This window comes from Citrobacter sp. Colony219 (assembly GCF_019382635.1).
GTDB classification, from domain to species: Bacteria; Pseudomonadota; Gammaproteobacteria; order Enterobacterales; family Enterobacteriaceae; genus Citrobacter; species Citrobacter youngae.
Window position 1 is genome coordinate 4,683,392 of record NZ_CP080033.1, and the last position, 15,287, is coordinate 4,698,678.

Annotated in this window: 18 protein-coding genes; all 18 read left to right on the forward strand. The window is 54.4% G+C overall.

Annotated elements, in window-relative coordinates:
* Positions 1 to 212 precede the first annotated feature (212 nt).
* On the forward strand, positions 213 to 590 hold the full coding sequence (locus JTI85_RS20850) for a hypothetical protein (RefSeq protein ID WP_122973906.1): 378 nt from the start codon (positions 213 to 215) through the stop codon (positions 588 to 590).
* Between the two features lie 68 nt (positions 591 to 658).
* Entirely contained in the window at positions 659 to 1,720 is a 1,062-nt protein-coding gene (locus tag JTI85_RS20855; protein ID WP_040231691.1) for a class I SAM-dependent methyltransferase, read from the forward strand.
* A gap of 40 nt (positions 1,721 to 1,760) precedes the next feature.
* Positions 1,761 to 2,483, forward strand: coding sequence for a beta-ketoacyl synthase chain length factor (locus JTI85_RS20860; protein ID WP_048213594.1), 723 nt, complete (start codon positions 1,761 to 1,763; stop codon positions 2,481 to 2,483).
* Positions 2,480 to 3,295 (forward strand): 1-acyl-sn-glycerol-3-phosphate acyltransferase, encoded by an 816-nt coding sequence (locus JTI85_RS20865; RefSeq protein WP_061068760.1) that lies wholly within the window; start codon positions 2,480 to 2,482, stop codon positions 3,293 to 3,295. The genes JTI85_RS20860 and JTI85_RS20865 overlap by 4 nt, the downstream gene beginning before the upstream one ends.
* A complete protein-coding gene (locus JTI85_RS20870; protein ID WP_048213596.1) occupies positions 3,276 to 3,533 on the forward strand; it encodes a phosphopantetheine-binding protein in 258 nt (85 codons plus the stop codon). The genes JTI85_RS20865 and JTI85_RS20870 overlap by 20 nt, the downstream gene beginning before the upstream one ends.
* A 12-nt stretch (positions 3,534 to 3,545) precedes the next feature.
* Positions 3,546 to 3,797, forward strand: coding sequence for an acyl carrier protein (locus tag JTI85_RS20875; protein WP_005121566.1), 252 nt, complete (start codon positions 3,546 to 3,548; stop codon positions 3,795 to 3,797).
* A gap of 6 nt (positions 3,798 to 3,803) precedes the next feature.
* A complete protein-coding gene (locus JTI85_RS20880) occupies positions 3,804 to 4,385 on the forward strand; it encodes a hypothetical protein (protein WP_048213597.1) in 582 nt (193 codons plus the stop codon).
* A complete protein-coding gene (locus tag JTI85_RS20885; RefSeq protein ID WP_137364135.1) occupies positions 4,382 to 5,743 on the forward strand; it encodes an AMP-binding protein in 1,362 nt (453 codons plus the stop codon). Before JTI85_RS20880 ends, JTI85_RS20885 begins: the two co-directional genes overlap by 4 nt.
* Positions 5,730 to 6,083 (forward strand): beta-hydroxyacyl-ACP dehydratase, encoded by a 354-nt coding sequence (locus tag JTI85_RS20890; RefSeq protein ID WP_061068761.1) that lies wholly within the window; start codon positions 5,730 to 5,732, stop codon positions 6,081 to 6,083. The genes JTI85_RS20885 and JTI85_RS20890 overlap by 14 nt, the downstream gene beginning before the upstream one ends.
* Entirely contained in the window at positions 6,074 to 7,765 is a 1,692-nt protein-coding gene (locus JTI85_RS20895; RefSeq protein ID WP_219351960.1) for a glycosyltransferase, read from the forward strand. Before JTI85_RS20890 ends, JTI85_RS20895 begins: the two co-directional genes overlap by 10 nt.
* A 3-nt stretch (positions 7,766 to 7,768) precedes the next feature.
* Complete coding sequence (locus tag JTI85_RS20900) at positions 7,769 to 8,191, forward strand: thioesterase family protein (protein ID WP_048213601.1); 423 nt, start codon at positions 7,769 to 7,771, stop codon at positions 8,189 to 8,191.
* Positions 8,188 to 8,793 (forward strand): outer membrane lipoprotein carrier protein LolA, encoded by a 606-nt coding sequence (locus JTI85_RS20905; protein WP_219351961.1) that lies wholly within the window; start codon positions 8,188 to 8,190, stop codon positions 8,791 to 8,793. The genes JTI85_RS20900 and JTI85_RS20905 overlap by 4 nt, the downstream gene beginning before the upstream one ends.
* Positions 8,762 to 11,080, forward strand: a complete 2,319-nt coding sequence (locus tag JTI85_RS20910; RefSeq protein ID WP_219351962.1) for an MMPL family transporter — start codon at positions 8,762 to 8,764, stop codon at positions 11,078 to 11,080. The genes JTI85_RS20905 and JTI85_RS20910 overlap by 32 nt, the downstream gene beginning before the upstream one ends.
* The gene (locus JTI85_RS20915) at positions 11,077 to 11,688 is read left to right on the forward strand and encodes a DUF3261 domain-containing protein (RefSeq protein ID WP_071887398.1); all 612 of its coding nucleotides are present in this window, start codon (positions 11,077 to 11,079) and stop codon (positions 11,686 to 11,688) included. The genes JTI85_RS20910 and JTI85_RS20915 overlap by 4 nt, the downstream gene beginning before the upstream one ends.
* Position 11,689: 1 nt before the next feature.
* Positions 11,690 to 12,859 carry a beta-ketoacyl-[acyl-carrier-protein] synthase family protein gene (locus JTI85_RS20920; RefSeq protein WP_061068765.1) on the forward strand — a complete coding sequence of 390 codons (1,170 nt, stop codon included), beginning with the start codon at positions 11,690 to 11,692 and terminating at the stop codon, positions 12,857 to 12,859.
* Positions 12,856 to 13,332, forward strand: a complete 477-nt coding sequence (locus tag JTI85_RS20925) for a 3-hydroxy-fatty acyl-ACP dehydratase (protein ID WP_048213605.1) — start codon at positions 12,856 to 12,858, stop codon at positions 13,330 to 13,332. The genes JTI85_RS20920 and JTI85_RS20925 overlap by 4 nt, the downstream gene beginning before the upstream one ends.
* Entirely contained in the window at positions 13,329 to 14,060 is a 732-nt protein-coding gene (locus JTI85_RS20930; RefSeq protein ID WP_048213606.1) for a 3-ketoacyl-ACP reductase FabG2, read from the forward strand. Before JTI85_RS20925 ends, JTI85_RS20930 begins: the two co-directional genes overlap by 4 nt.
* The gene (locus JTI85_RS20935) at positions 14,057 to 15,286 is read left to right on the forward strand and encodes a beta-ketoacyl-ACP synthase (protein ID WP_199986374.1); all 1,230 of its coding nucleotides are present in this window, start codon (positions 14,057 to 14,059) and stop codon (positions 15,284 to 15,286) included. Before JTI85_RS20930 ends, JTI85_RS20935 begins: the two co-directional genes overlap by 4 nt.
* Position 15,287 lies beyond the last annotated feature (1 nt).

Here is a 15,287-nt window from a genome sequence, read left to right on the forward strand (position 1 = left end):
TCTCGCCGATGATTACGCTGAAAAATTTCCGTTGAAGAAAGTCACCGAATATTACCATCCGGCAACCTCATCGCCTTGCTATCGGACACGTGAAATAAAATGCTGATTAGCTTAAATAAAATCACGGGAACTGCAGGGTGATCATTATTTCTAAGCTTATTATTAAACACGTATAAACAGTACTTTGAGAGGGAGTTTTAATGAAACAGTATATTAAGTGGTTTGCGGCCATTGCCGTTGTCGGTGCGCTGGCGGGATGTGCACGCACTGCGCCGATCGATCAAGTTCACACCAGCGTAAGCGCGGGGCACACTCAGGATCAGGTTAAAACCGCCATTCTGAAAGCGGGCATTCAACGCCAATGGGTCATGTCTGAAGCCGGTCCTGGTGTCATTAAAGCACGCCAACAAACCCGCGATCATGTGGCTGAAGTCCGTATCACCTATACCGCCACCAGCTATGACATTAAATACGACAGCAGCCTTAACCTGCAGGCTTCTGGTGGAAAAATTCATAAAAACTACAACCGCTGGGTACGCAATCTGGATAAAGACATCCAGCTCAATCTGTCAGCCGGTGCCAATCTGTAATTACGCCTAAAGTCGGGCCGAAAAGGCCCGATACTCTTACTCTCTGCCATTTAACAGGTTGTCCCCACATGTACGAACAGGATTCGCTTAGCGCACTGGATGCCATTACTGAAGCACAACGTATCGCCTTTGCCCCTATGCTTTTTCAAACCGCGTTGTGTCTGCGAAATGCGGGAGTACTCACCTGGCTGGACAAGCAAGGTAAACGCGGCGCCACGCTCGACGAAATTACCGAAAACAGCACCATCAACGAATATGCCGCCAGCATCCTGTTGGATATGGGGTTAAGTGGGCGAATTATTACCCACAAAGAAGGATATTATTACCTCGCTAAAGTCGGCCACTTCCTTTTACATGACACGATGACGCGTGTGAATATGGATTTCACCCAGGATGTTTGTTATCAGGGACTGTTCTATCTGGAGAATGCGCTGAAAGAAGGGAAGCCCGCGGGATTAAAAATTTTTGGCGACTGGCCAACAATCTATCCTGCACTGTCGCAATTACCCCTGGCTGCGCGTGAAAGTTGGTTCGCTTTCGATCATTACTATTCAGATGGCGCATTTGATGCCGCATTGCCATATGTATTCGCCAGCGCCCCTGCAACCCTGTACGATGTCGGCGGAAATACCGGGAAATGGGCATTACGTTGTTGTCAACATGATGACAATATTGCAGTCACTCTATTAGATTTGCCGCAACAAATTGCACTTGCCCGCGAAAATATCGAAAATACGGGATTATCCCATCGCATAAATTTCCATGCTGTGGATATGCTTAGCGACTCGCCTTTACCCGCAGAGGCAGATATCTGGTGGATGAGCCAATTTCTGGACTGTTTTTCCCCGGAACAAATTATCGCCATTCTGAGCAACATTGCTCGGGTGATGAAACCGGGCGCGAAGCTGTGCATTATGGAACTGTTTTGGGATGCCCAAAAATTTGAAGCGGCCTCATTTAGCCTGAATGCGTCTTCGCTTTATTTTACCTGTATGGCGAATGGCAACAGCCGCTTCTACAGCGTAGAGAAGTTTTATCACTATCTGAATCAGGCAGGTTTTCAGGTAGATGAACGCCACGACAACTTAGGTGTTGGGCATACTTTATTGATATGTCAGAAGAAAAAATAAGAAACAATCGGAACAACCGATTTACCGCGGATACGCGTTGATGAAATTTGCTTTCAACATTATCGACTGGCAGGCCAAGGCGCCAGGATTAAGCGAAACAGAACAGTGGCATGAATGGTCACGGTTTTCGCACGCCATCGATCCCACCGCGCCATTGGCTAAACTCAGCGAGTTACCGATGATGACGGCTCGCCGCCTCAGCTCCGGTAGCAAACTGGCCGTTGATTGCGGGCTGGCGATGCTACGCCGTCATGATATCGATGCCGTGTTGTACACCAGCCGCCATGGTGAACTGGAGCGTAACTACAGGATCCTGCACGCCCTGGCGACTGAGCAGGCTCTCTCACCAACCGATTTCGCCCTCTCTGTGCATAATTCTGCTGTGGGAAACCTGACCATCGCCGCGAAAAAGCCGATTGTCTCCTCCTCGCTTTCCGCTGGCAGGGATACGTTCCAGCAGGGGCTATGCGAAGTCATCGGGCTGTTACAGGCGGGATATCAGCGCGTATTGATGGTCGATTTCGACGGTTTTCTGCCCGAGTTTTATCATCCGCAGTTGCCGCCTGATATGCCTACATGGCCGTTTGCCGTCGCGCTGGTTATTGAATCCGGTGATCGCTGGCAATGCGAAACCCGTCCACACTGCGCGCAAGGTGAGACACCATTGCCACAAAGCCTGTTGTTTTTACAACATTATTTGCAAGATACCGCGGCGTTTACCCTGCCAGGCGAGCGCGTACAGTGGCAGTGGAGTCAGGGATGAACACGATTTTCCTGCGGCTTAATTGGGTATGGCGACTGGTGATGACCGGTTTTTGCTTTGCCCTGTTTGGCCTCGGCGGACTCCTCCTTTCTACTGTCTGGTTTAACGTATTGCTCATCGCAGTATGGGATAAAGCCCGACGTCGGCGTATCGCCAGACGCAGCATTGCTGCCAGTTTTCGCCTCTTTTTAACGGTGGCGAAGCGACTTGGCGTGCTGGATTACCAGATTGCAGGACGAGACATTTTACGCAACGAACAAGGGTGCCTGGTCGTCGCCAATCATCCGACGCTCATTGACTACGTGCTACTGGCCTCGGTCATGCCAGAAACCGACTGTCTGGTGAAAAGCGCATTACTAAAAAACCCGTTTCTTGGCGGCGTGGTCCGGGCAGCAGATTATCTGATTAACAGTCAGGCTGATGCGCTGTTACCCGCGTGCCAGCAACGTCTGGAACAAGGCGATACCATTTTAATTTTCCCCGAGGGAACCCGTACACGCCCCGGAGAGGAAATGACGTTACAGCGTGGTGCGGCGAATATCGCCGTACGCTGCAGCAGCGATTTACGCATCGTAACCATAAGCTGCAGCGAACAAATGCTGGATAAAGAAAGCAAATGGTACGACGTCCCATCGATAAAGCCCATGTTTACCGTTTCAGTACACGAACGGGTTAAGATCGACCAATTTTACGACGCAAATTCACAAGAACCGGCGCTGGCCGCAAGGCAGTTGAACCGGCATCTTTTGCTTCAATTACAACCAGGTACTTTACCTCTTTCAGGAATTAATGATGCAAGCGCTTTATCTTGAAATCAAAAATCTCATTATAACGACATTGAATCTCGACGAACTGACAGCTGACGATATTGATACCGAAGCGGCACTCTTTGGCGATGGATTAGGTCTGGACTCAATCGACGCCCTGGAGCTTGGGCTGGCGGTGAAAAACGAGTATGGCGTGGTCCTCTCAGCAGAGAGCGAAGAAATGCGCCAGCACTTCTTCTCCGTCGCCACGCTGGCATCGTTCATTCACGCGCAACGTGCCTGAGGATAGTCCGTTATGACCGAACAAAAAGCCATTTACGAAGAAGTCTCATCACTGCTGGTCAAGCTATTTGAAGTCGACCCGCAGGACATTAAGCCTGAGGCGCGCCTGTACGAAGATCTGGAACTCGACAGCATCGACGCCGTCGACATGATCGTGCATCTGCAAAAGAAAACCGGTAAGAAAATTAAACCGGAAGAGTTCAAAGCAGTACGCACCGTACAAGATGTCGTCGACGCGGTAGAACGCCTTCTCAAAGAAGCGTAATTCACCGTGTCGGGCACTCGCTCGCTGCCAGTCGTACAACTGCTAACAGGCCTACTGTTGTTGGCCTGGCCGTTTTTGATCTGGTTTGGCCTTGCGCATAACAGTCTGCACTGGTTGCTACCGTTGATGGCGCTACTCCTTTTTTTACGCTTTCGCCAGACCCGGCGACAGGCGGGGCCGTTGCGCGTCGTGACACAGGTCGTGGCGGTCGCGGGTATCACGTTGTGCATTGCCAGTTATCTGCTCAAAACGCATCAGTTGCTGCTGTTTTATCCGGTAGTGGTAAACGCAGTGATGCTGTCGGTTTTTGGCGGATCGCTTTGGTCCGCGATGCCCATTGTTGAACGCCTGGCGCGGCTGCGCGACCCAAATCTGCCCGAGGCAGGAGTACGCTACACACGCCGTGTGACACAAATCTGGTGCGCCTTTTTCATCATCAACGGCAGCGTTGCGCTCTTTACCGCACTGAATGGCGATATGACCCTGTGGACGACCTGGAACGGTATGGTTTCCTATTTACTGATGGGAACATTGATGGCCGGCGAGTGGTTAGTTCGCCAACTGGTGATAAAACGAGATACCCAATGAAGCAGCCCCTCACACTTGCGCAATGGCTCTGTGACCCACGCCCGAACGACGTCCCTGTTGCGTGGCAGGAAGAGCATACCTGGACGCTGGGTCATCTGCGCCATGATGTGGCCCAGTTGATAACATACCTTCAGCAGCAGGAAGGTGAGCGCTGGGCATTGTGCTTCGAGAACAGCTATTTATTTATCGTAGCGCTGCTGGCCACGCTACATGCTGGCAAAACGCCGGTGATCCCAGGGCATTGTCGCGTTTCGTTGTTAAACGAGCAGCACAGGCTGTTTGACGGCGTACTGAGCGATAAAACGCTGGAGTGGCAGGGAACGCTACGGGTGGTCAGTTCTGCTATGACATCCGTGACCCACGACATCACGTTTCCGGCAATACGCAGCGACGCCTTTGTGGAGTTGTTCACTTCCGGTTCGACCGGCCAGCCGAAACGCGTGATCAAACCGATCGCTCGTCTGGATAGCGAAGCGGCATTGCTCGCGACGCGCTTTGCCGATCGTCTCGCAGGTTGCCGGGTGGTCGCGTCAGTGGTTCCGCAACATCTGTATGGTCTGACGTTTCGTATCTTCTTGCCGATGGCCTTAGGTCTGCCGCTGCACGCGGCAATGCTATGGTATGCCGAACAACTGGCGGCGCTGAGCCATGAGCATCGGTATGCGTTTATCAGCAGTCCGGCGTTTCTGAAACGCCTCGACCACCACCTGGCACCGCCGCCGGTCGAACTGATTCTGTCTGCGGGCGGTATGCTGCCCTGGCAGGACGTTGCACAGGCTGCTGACTGGCTGAATGTCTGGCCCGATGAGATCTACGGCAGCACTGAAACCGGGATCCTTGCGTGGCGTTATCGCCATCAAGATGATGTGGCATGGCTGCCTTTTCCCGGCGTCAGATTTCAGCCAGAAAATGACGCGTTTCGTGTATTTTCACCGCTAATTACCGCTGATGATGGCCTGTTGCTGGATGATATTCTGCAATTTACCGAAAATGGTCAGTTTCGCCTGATGGGCAGGCGCGGGCGAGTCGTCAAGATTGAAGAGAAACGCATTTCACTCAGCGAAGTGGAGCAACGCTTGCTGGCACTGGACGGTATACGTGATGTCGCGGCATTGCCGGTCTCACGCGGGGGACGCCAGGGCGTTGGCGTCCTGCTGGTACTGGATGACAAAACCCACCAACGCTGGCTCACATGCGGAGGAAAACAGCAAGAACTGACCTGGCGACGTTCGCTGTTGCCCTGGCTGGAGCCGGTCGCCGTTCCCCGCTACTGGCGGGTGATTGATGAGATTCCGGTCAACAGTATGAACAAGCGTGTCTATGCGCAATTACAGGAGTTATTTCATGAAACCCCATGAAATCGAGCGCCATCAGGCACAGCCTCAACAGGCTGAGATTGTTTTACATCTCGACCCTTCGCTGTTTTGGTTCAGCGGGCATTTTGCCGTGCAGCCACTACTGCCAGGCGTTGCACAGCTGGATTGGGCGATGCATTACGCCACCACGTTGCTGGTCCCTGGCTGGCGTTTTCACAGTATTCAGAACGTGAAGTTCCAGTCACCGCTATTGCCTGGAACCACCATCACCCTGAGTCTGAGCTGGCAGGAAGAACGTCAGATGCTCTCTTTTAGTTATCAGCGCCACGACGGTGAAGCGCGCCATACCGCCAGCAGCGGGAAGATTCGGTTATGTCGCTGACGTTTTCCCCGTGCGTGTTGATCCCCTGCTATAACCACGGCGCAATGATGTCGGGCGTATTGGATCGTCTTCAGCCATTCAATCTCCCCTGCATTGTGGTGGACGATGGCAGCGACAAGACCACACAAGATGAACTGGCACGCCTGGCGGCAGAATACGGCAATCTGACGTTAATTCGCCTGCCGGTCAACGCAGGCAAAGGCGCGGCGGTGATTAGCGGAATTCAGGCGGCGGCAGATGCCGGGTTCAGTCATACCGTGCAGGTCGATGCCGACGGTCAGCATGCCATTGAAGATATTCCCAGACTACTTGCATTGGCAAAAGAACATCCGGCAGCGCTCATTTCCGGGCAACCGATTTACGATGATTCTGTCCCTCGCTCGCGCCTGTACGGACGCTGGGTAACCCACATCTGGGTGTGGATAGAAACGCTCTCGATGCAGCTAAAAGACAGCATGTGCGGCTTCCGGGTGTATCCGGTGACACCTACACTGCAACTGGCACAGCGCGTGACGCTCGGCAAACGGATGGATTTTGATACAGAAGTAATGGTGCGTCTCTACTGGCAAGGCAACCCCAGCTATTTTATCCCCACACGAGTCATCTATCCGCAGGACGGGCTATCCCATTTTGACGCGCTCAAAGACAATCTGCGCATTTCATTAATGCACACTCGCCTGTTTTTTGGCATGTTGCCACGCATCCCCTCCCTGCTTTTTCGTCGTTCATCAACACACTGGGCGCAGCAGCAGGAAGTCAAAGGGCTGTGGGGAATGCGTCTGATGTTGCTGGTCTGGCGTTTACTGGGTCGCAAAGCCTTCTCCCTGCTACTGTATCCGGTAGTCGGCGTTTACTGGCTCACCGCATCAACTGCCCGAAAAGCCTCTCAGAGCTGGATTCGCCGCGTACGGGCGCAACTGATCGCACGCCGGATGCCAGTACCGTCAAACCTGACCAGTTATCAGCATTTCCTGCGTTTTGGCGGCGCGATGCTGGATAAAATTGCCAGCTGGCGCGGTGAACTGCACCTCGGCCGCGATGTTGTTTTTGCACCAGGCGCAGAAGAGACGCTAAATGTCAGCGACCCGCGAGGAAAACTGCTGCTGGCCTCACATTTGGGCGATGTCGAAGCCTGTCGGGCACTCGCCCAGCTACAGGGCAGTAAAACAATCAATGCGCTGGTATTTAGCGATAACGCCCAACGCTTTAAAAAAATTATGGAAGAGATGGCCCCGCAGGCCGCGTTAAACCTGCTACCGGTGAACGATATTGGCCCGGATACCGCCATTCTGCTCAAAGAGAAACTGGATCGTGGCGAATGGATCGCCATCGTTGGCGATCGCATCGCAGTCACTACCCAACGTGGCGGCGAATGGCGTGTCTGCTGGAGCCGCTTTATGGGGCAAGTTGCGCCCTTCCCACAGGGCCCGTTCATTCTTGCGTCTATTTTACGCTGTCCGGTGGATCTGATTTTCGCCCTGCGCCAGCAGGAGAAACTACGCATCCACTGCGAACCATTTGCTGACCCGCTGCTCTTGCCGCGCGCCACCCGACAACAGGCATTACAGAATAGCGTCGATCGCTACGCCGAACGCCTTGAGCACTATGCACTTCAGTCGCCACTCGACTGGTTTAACTTTTTCGATTTCTGGCAGTTGCCGGACACCAAAGACAAGGAGTAAAGGGTGCTTAACGATCCCCGCTTTACGGCTGAAGTCGAGCTGACTATTCCGTTTCACGACGTCGATATGATGGGTGTAGCGTGGCATGGCAACTACTTCCGCTATTTCGAGATTGCCCGCGAGGCACTGCTGAACCAATTCAATTACGGTTATCGGCAGATGAAAGCGTCCGGCTATTTGTGGCCCGTGGTCGACACCCGGGTGAAGTATCGCAACGCCCTGACTTTCGAGCAGCGTATCCGTGTGCGTGCCCGTATTAAAGAGTTCGAAAATCGCCTGCGTATCGACTACGACATTTTCGATGCTGAAACAGGAAAACGCGCCACAACGGGCTATACCATCCAGGTCGCCGTGGACGAAAAAAGCCGTGAGCTGTGCTTTGTCAGCCCGGATATTTTGTTTGAACGAATGGGAGTGACGCCATGAAATTATGGCCATTGTTGGTGCTGCTCATCAGCCCTTTTGTCAGCGCCCTGACGCTTGATGACCTGCAACAGCGTTTTACCGAACAGCCGGTCGTTCGCGCCCATTTCGATCAAACCCGGACGATAAAAGATCTGCCGCAGCCGCTGCGGTCTCAGGGCAAAATGCTGATCGCCCGTGACCAGGGTCTGTTGTGGGACCAAACCGCGCCGTTCCCGATGCAACTGTTGCTTGATGATAAGCGGATGGTTCAGGTGATTAACGGTCAGCCACCGCAGACCATCACCGCCGAAAACAACCCGCAAATGTTCCAGTTCAATCATCTGCTACGTGCATTATTCCAGGCGGATCGTAAGGTGCTGGAGCAAAACTTCCGCGTGACCTTTACCGACGTAGGGGAGGGGCGCTGGACGTTACGCCTGACGCCAATCACCACGCCACTGGATAAGATTTTCGCGACGATTGATTTAGCCGGCAAGACCTACCTGGAGAGCATTCAGCTCAATGACAAGCAGGGCGATCGCACCAATATCGCGCTTTCCCAACACCAACTGACGCCAGCGCAACTGACCGATGATGAACGCCAACGCTTTGCCGCCCAGTAAACGTCCCGCGCTGTTATGGGGGCTCGCCTGCCTGATTATGCTGGGCGTCTTGTTGACGCTACTCCCGCAGGCCAGGCTCAATAGCAGCGTGCTGGCCATGCTGCCAAAACAGGCAATGGGCGACATTCCCCCGAGCCTGAACGAAGGCTTTATGCAGCGCCTCGACCGGCAACTGGTCTGGCTGGTGAGTTCCGGTAAGCAACCGGACCCGTCGGCGGCGCAAGACTGGCTGACGCTGCTGCAAAAATCGCACGCGCTGGCCCAGGTGAAAGGCCCGATGGACGCCGACAGCCAGCAGGCATGGGGGGCTTTCTTCTGGAAACACCGTAACGGCCTGATAGATAACGATACCCGCGCTCGTCTGCAAAACGGCGGCGAAGCCCAGGCCCAGTGGATCCTGTCCCAGCTTTACTCCGCATTCTCCGGTGTCAGCGGCAAAGAGTTGCAAAACGATCCCCTCATGCTGATGCGCGGCTCGCAGTTGGCCATGGCCAAAAATGGCCAGCGTTTACGCCTGATGGAAGGCTGGCTGGTCACTCAGGACGAGCAAGGCAACTACTGGTATCTGTTACATGGCGAGCTGACCGGCTCATCGTTTGATATGCAACAGACGCACCAATTGGTCACCACGCTGAATACGCTGGAAGGTGAGTTCAAAGCCCACTATCCGCAGGCACAATTACTGTCTCGCGGAACGCTGTTCTACAGCGATTACGCCAGCCAGCAGGCGAAACAGGATATCTCGACCCTAGGCATAGCGACCGTGATCGGGGTGATCCTGCTCATCGTGGCCGTGTTTCGTTCGCTGCGTCCGCTGCTGCTGTGCCTGATTTCAATTGGTATTGGCGCGCTGGCGGGAACCGTCGTCACGTTGCTGATTTTTGGCGAACTCCATCTGATGACGCTGGTGATGAGCATGAGCATCATCGGTATTTCCGCCGACTATACGCTCTACTATTTGACCGAGCGGATGGTACACGGTGCAGAAACATCGCCATGGCAAAGCCTTGCCAAAGTACGCAATGCCCTGCTCCTGGCACTGCTCACTACCGTGGCGGCTTATCTGATTATGATGCTGGCCCCCTTCCCCGGTATTCGCCAGATGGCGGTATTCGCGGCGGTGGGTCTGAGTGCCTCGTGCCTGACGGTCATTTTCTGGCACCCATGGTTGTGTCACAGGTTGCCGGTGCGCCCGGTTCCGGCAATGGTACTCATGCTACGCTGGCTTGCCGCCTGGCGGCGGAATAAGAAATTATCCGTTGGCCTACCGGTGGTGCTCGCGTTGTTCTCGTTGGCAGGCATGGCGACGCTACGCGTAGACGATGATATCTCCCAGTTACAGGCGCTACCGCAGGACATTCTCGCTCAGGAAAAAGCGATTACCGCCCTGACCGGGCAAAGCGTCGACCAGAAGTGGTTTGTCGTGTACGGCAAATCTGCTCAACAAACGCTGGAGCGACTGGAAGCCTTTACTCCCGCGCTGGAAGAGGCAAAAAAAGACGGATTACTCAGCGGATATCGCACTATTCCGTTAAATTCGCTCGCCCGGCAGCAGCAGGATCTCACCCTGTTAAAAGATGCCGCGCCCGCCGTCACAAAAGCCTTAAACAGCGCCGGGCTGACAACGGTGAAACCCGATCTTAGCGCTATGCCGGTCACCGTCGATGCCTGGCTTTCCAGCCCGGCCAGTGAAGGCTGGCGCTTACTGTGGCTGTCGCTGGCAGACGGTGAAAGCAGCGTGCTGGTTCCCGTTGAAGGAGTGAAACAAAGTGATGCTTTAAACACGCTCAGCACGAAATATTCCGGCGTTGCGTGGGTGGATCGTAAGAGCAGCTTTGACACTCTGTTTGCGCTGTATCGCCATATTCTGACGGGCTTGCTATGCGTTGCGCTGGCAGTAATTGCCTGTGGCGCCGTCATTCGACTTGGCTGGCGTAAAGGCTTTATTAGCCTGGTCCCCTCGGTGCTGTCTTTAGGTTGTGGTCTGGCGGTACTGGCTCTGAGTGGGCACGCGCTCAACCTGTTCTCGCTGCTGGCACTGGTGCTGGTGCTGGGGATTGGCATTAACTACACGCTGTTTTTCAGTAATCCACGCGGTACGCCACTGACGTCGCTACTGGCTATCACACTGGCGATGATGACTACGCTCCTGACGCTCGGCATGCTGGTCTTTAGCGCCACTCAGGCAATCAGTAGTTTTGGCATTGTATTGGTGAGCGGTATTTTCACTGCATTTTTGCTGTCACCGCTGGCGATGCCAACGAAAAGAGAGAAGAAAAAAAGATGATGTTATCGACATTTTTTGCCGGGTGGCGGATTCGCCTTATCAGGCCGTTAATGATAGCGCTCGCCGCACTGATTCTTGCCGGTTGCAGCCACACACAGCCGGAACAGCAAGGCCGCCCACAAGCCTGGTTAGAGCCGGGAACACGTGTGACGCTACCTGCTCCGGGGATTTCTCCCGCGGTGAATTCACAACAGTTGCTGACCGGAAGTTTTAACGGCAAAACGCAGTCGCTGTTGGTCATGCTTAATGCTGATGATAAGAAAATCACACTGGCCGGGTTGTCATCAGTTGGCATTCGCCTGTTCCTCGTGACTTACGATGAAAAAGGATTGCACACCGAACAATCGATCATCGTTCCGCAACTGCCGCCCGCAAGCCAGGTGCTGGCTGACGTGATGCTTAGTCATTGGCCAATTAGCGCCTGGCAACCGCAATTACCTCAAGGCTGGACGCTCGTCGATACGGGCGATACACGTGAACTGCGCAATAGCCGCGGCAAACTGGTCACGGAAATCACGTATCTGAATCGCAAAGGAAAACGCGAACCGATCAGCATTGAGCAGCACGTATTTAAATACCACATCACCATTCAATACCTGGGTGACTGAGATGATCTACATTTCTGCCGTTGGCATGATTAACGCGTTGGGCAATAACACCGATGAAATCGCCGCCAACCTCACACGTGGCATAGCGCCGGGAATGCGTCCGCGCGCGAACTGGCTACAAGGACATCCACCCGCCGTATTAGCAGGTGTAGACGGTGATCTGCCCGCGATCCCTCAGCAATTTAGCGCACATCGTTCGCGCAATAACCAGCTACTGCTGGCTGCACTGGCACAAATCCAGCCACAGGTAGACGACGCTATCGCCCGGTTTGGCCGCGATCGTATTGCTGTCGTTCTCGGCACCAGCACCTCCGGTCTGAATGAAGGTGACGTTCACGTTGATCTGATGCTCAACGACAAAGAGAGCACCGACTGGCGCTACCCGCAGCAGGAACTGGGCGATCCGTCGCGTTTTCTTAGCCACTGGCTGGCGCTGGATGGCCCGGCCTTTACGCTCTCAACCGCCTGCTCGTCCAGTGCACGGGCAATCATGAGCGGGCGTCGCTTAATCGAATCTGGTCTGGTGGATATTGCCATTGTCGGCGGTGCCGATACGCTAAGTCGGATGCCCATCAACGGTTTCCACAGTCTGGAATCGCTCTCCCCAACGCGATGTCAGCCGTTTGGCCGCGACCGCAATGGGATCACCATCGGCGAAGGCGCCGCATTGATGGTATTAACCCGCGAGCCACAGCCCATTGCGCTGCTGGGTGTCGGCGAATCCAGCGATGCATACCATATTTCGGCTCCCCACCCGCAGGGAGAAGGTGCCATTCGCGCCATAGGCCAGGCACTTAACGACGCAAGAATGACACCGGAACACGTGGGCTATATCAATCTGCACGGAACGGCCACTCCGCTCAACGATCAGATTGAGTCCAACGTCGTAAGCACGCTATTTGGCGACACGGTCCCATGCAGTTCAACCAAACACCTGACCGGGCACACGCTGGGCGCGGCCGGGATCACCGAAGCAGCAATCAGTATGCTGATTCTGCAACGCAACCTGCCCCTGCCACCGCAGGATTTTAGCCAGTCGCCGCGCGATGAAACATTGCCACCCTGCGGCATCATTGAACAACCGCAGCCGCTGACTCGCCCGGTAATCTTATCTAACTCGTTCGCCTTCGGCGGTAATAATGCCAGCATCCTGCTCGGGAGAATCTCATGAGCCACTATTTATCACCGGGCGATTATTTACCGCATGACGCGCCGATGCTGCTCCTTGAAGAGGTCGTCAGTGTGGCGGACGAAACCGCCACCTGCCACGTGACGGTATCGGCAAACAGCGTACTGGCCCCTTTCCTCGACCCCGATGGCAATCTGCCCGGCTGGTTCGCACTGGAATTAATGGCGCAGACCATTGGCGTCTGGTCTGGCTGGCACCGCCAGCAACACGGTCAGGCGAGTATTGCATTAGGTATGGTGCTGGGCGCACGCGAGTTAGTCTGTGCTGCGGGTGTTCTGCCTGCCGGGAAGCGGCTGAGCATCCATGTCAAATTGCTGATGCAGGATGCACGATTCGGTAGCTTTGAATGCGTCATTCAGGCAGACAACAAGACGCTGGCAACCGGTCGCGTCAACACCTTCCAGCCGACAACAGAAGAAATTAACACGCTATTTCAACAAGGAGCGTCCACATGAGTCGTTCAGTTTTAGTTACGGGTGCCAGCAAAGGTATCGGTCGCGCCATCGCCAGACAACTGGCGGCAGACGGCTTTGTGGTCGGCGTGCACTATCATCGCGATGCACAAGGTGCACAAGACACACTGGAGGCTATCCTCGCCGCTGGCGGCGCAGGGCGTCTGTTGACGTTTGACGTTGCCAATCGCGAGCAATGCCGTGAAGTACTGGAGCACGATATTGAGGTTAACGGCGCATGGTACGGCATTGTCAGCAACGCCGGGGTAACGCGTGATGCCGCCTTCCCTGCGCTCAGCGATAACGACTGGGATGCGGTGATCCACACCAACCTCGACAGCTTTTACAACGTCATTCATCCGTGCATTATGCCGATGATTAGCGCACGCCAGGGGGGTCGTATCATCACACTGTCTTCGGTATCCGGCGTGATGGGCAACCGCGGTCAGGTTAATTACAGTGCAGCAAAAGCCGGTATTATTGGCGCCACCAAAGCGCTGGCCATCGAACTGGCAAAACGCAAAATTACCGTAAACTGTATTGCACCAGGACTGATTGATACCGGGATGATCGAGATGGAAGAAGCCGCATTGAAAGAGGCGATGTCGATGATCCCCATGAAACGGATAGGTCAGGCTGAAGAAGTGGCCGGGCTTGCCAGTTATTTAATGTCGGATGTGGCGGGCTATGTCACTCGCCAGGTGATTTCCATCAATGGAGGGATGTTATGACACTTCGTGTCGTGATTACAGGCATGGGCGGCGTCACCGCCTTTGGGGAAAACTGGCAGGATGTCTCAGCCAGGCTATTGGCGTATGAAAATGCGGTACGCAAAATGCCGGAGTGGCAGGTTTATGACGGACTGCACACGCTGTTGGGTGCGCCGATCGATAACTTCACTCTGCCGGAACACTATACCCGCAAGCGCATTCGCGCCATGGGTCGCGTGTCGCTGATGTCCACTCGCGCATCAGAACTGGCGTTAGAACAAGCCGGACTGATTGGCGATCGGGTACTGACCAACGGTGAAACCGGAATAGCATACGGTTCCTCCACAGGCAGCACCGGGCCGGTGAGTGAGTTCGCGACCATGCTGACCGAGAAGCACACCAATAACATCACCGGCACGACCTATGTGCAAATGATGCCGCACACCACGGCTGTTAATACTGGATTGTTTTTCGGCCTGCGTGGGCGAGTCATCCCGACATCCAGCGCCTGCACCTCCGGTAGCCAGGCAATTGGTTATGCATGGGAAGCCATCCGACACGGTTATCAAACGGTGATGGTTGCCGGTGGTGCAGAAGAACTGTGCCCTTCCGAAGCCGCCGTATTTGATACGCTGTTCGCCACCAGCCAGCGCAACGACGAACCGAAAACCACCCCCTCCCCATTCGATGAAAAACGCGATGGTCTGGTCATCGGGGAAGGTGCTGGTACGCTGGTGCTGGAAGAGTTGGAACACGCTAAAGCGCGCGGGGCAACGATTTACGGTGAAATCGTCGGCTTTGCCACTAACTGCGATGCTGCCCATATCACCCAGCCACAGCGTGAGACAATGCAGATTTGCATGGAAAAATCGCTGAGCATGGCCGGTATTAGCGCCCGGGATATCGGCTATATTTCAGCGCACGGTACCGCTACCGATCGTGGCGATATTGCAGAAAGTCAGGCGACTGCCGCAATTTATGGTGATAATGTGCCGCTATCCTCGCTTAAAAGCTATTTTGGGCATACCCTTGGCGCTTGTGGCGCACTGGAGGCCTGGATGAGTCTGCAAATGATGCGTGAAGGCTGGTTTGCGCCTACGCTGAATTTGAGTCAGCCAGATGCCAATTGTGGCGCGCTGGATTACATTATGGGTGAAGCCCGCAAGATTGATTGCGAGTTTTTGCAGAGCAATAACTTTGCGTTTGGCGGCATCAATACTTCTATCATCATCAAACGTTGGCCGTGAT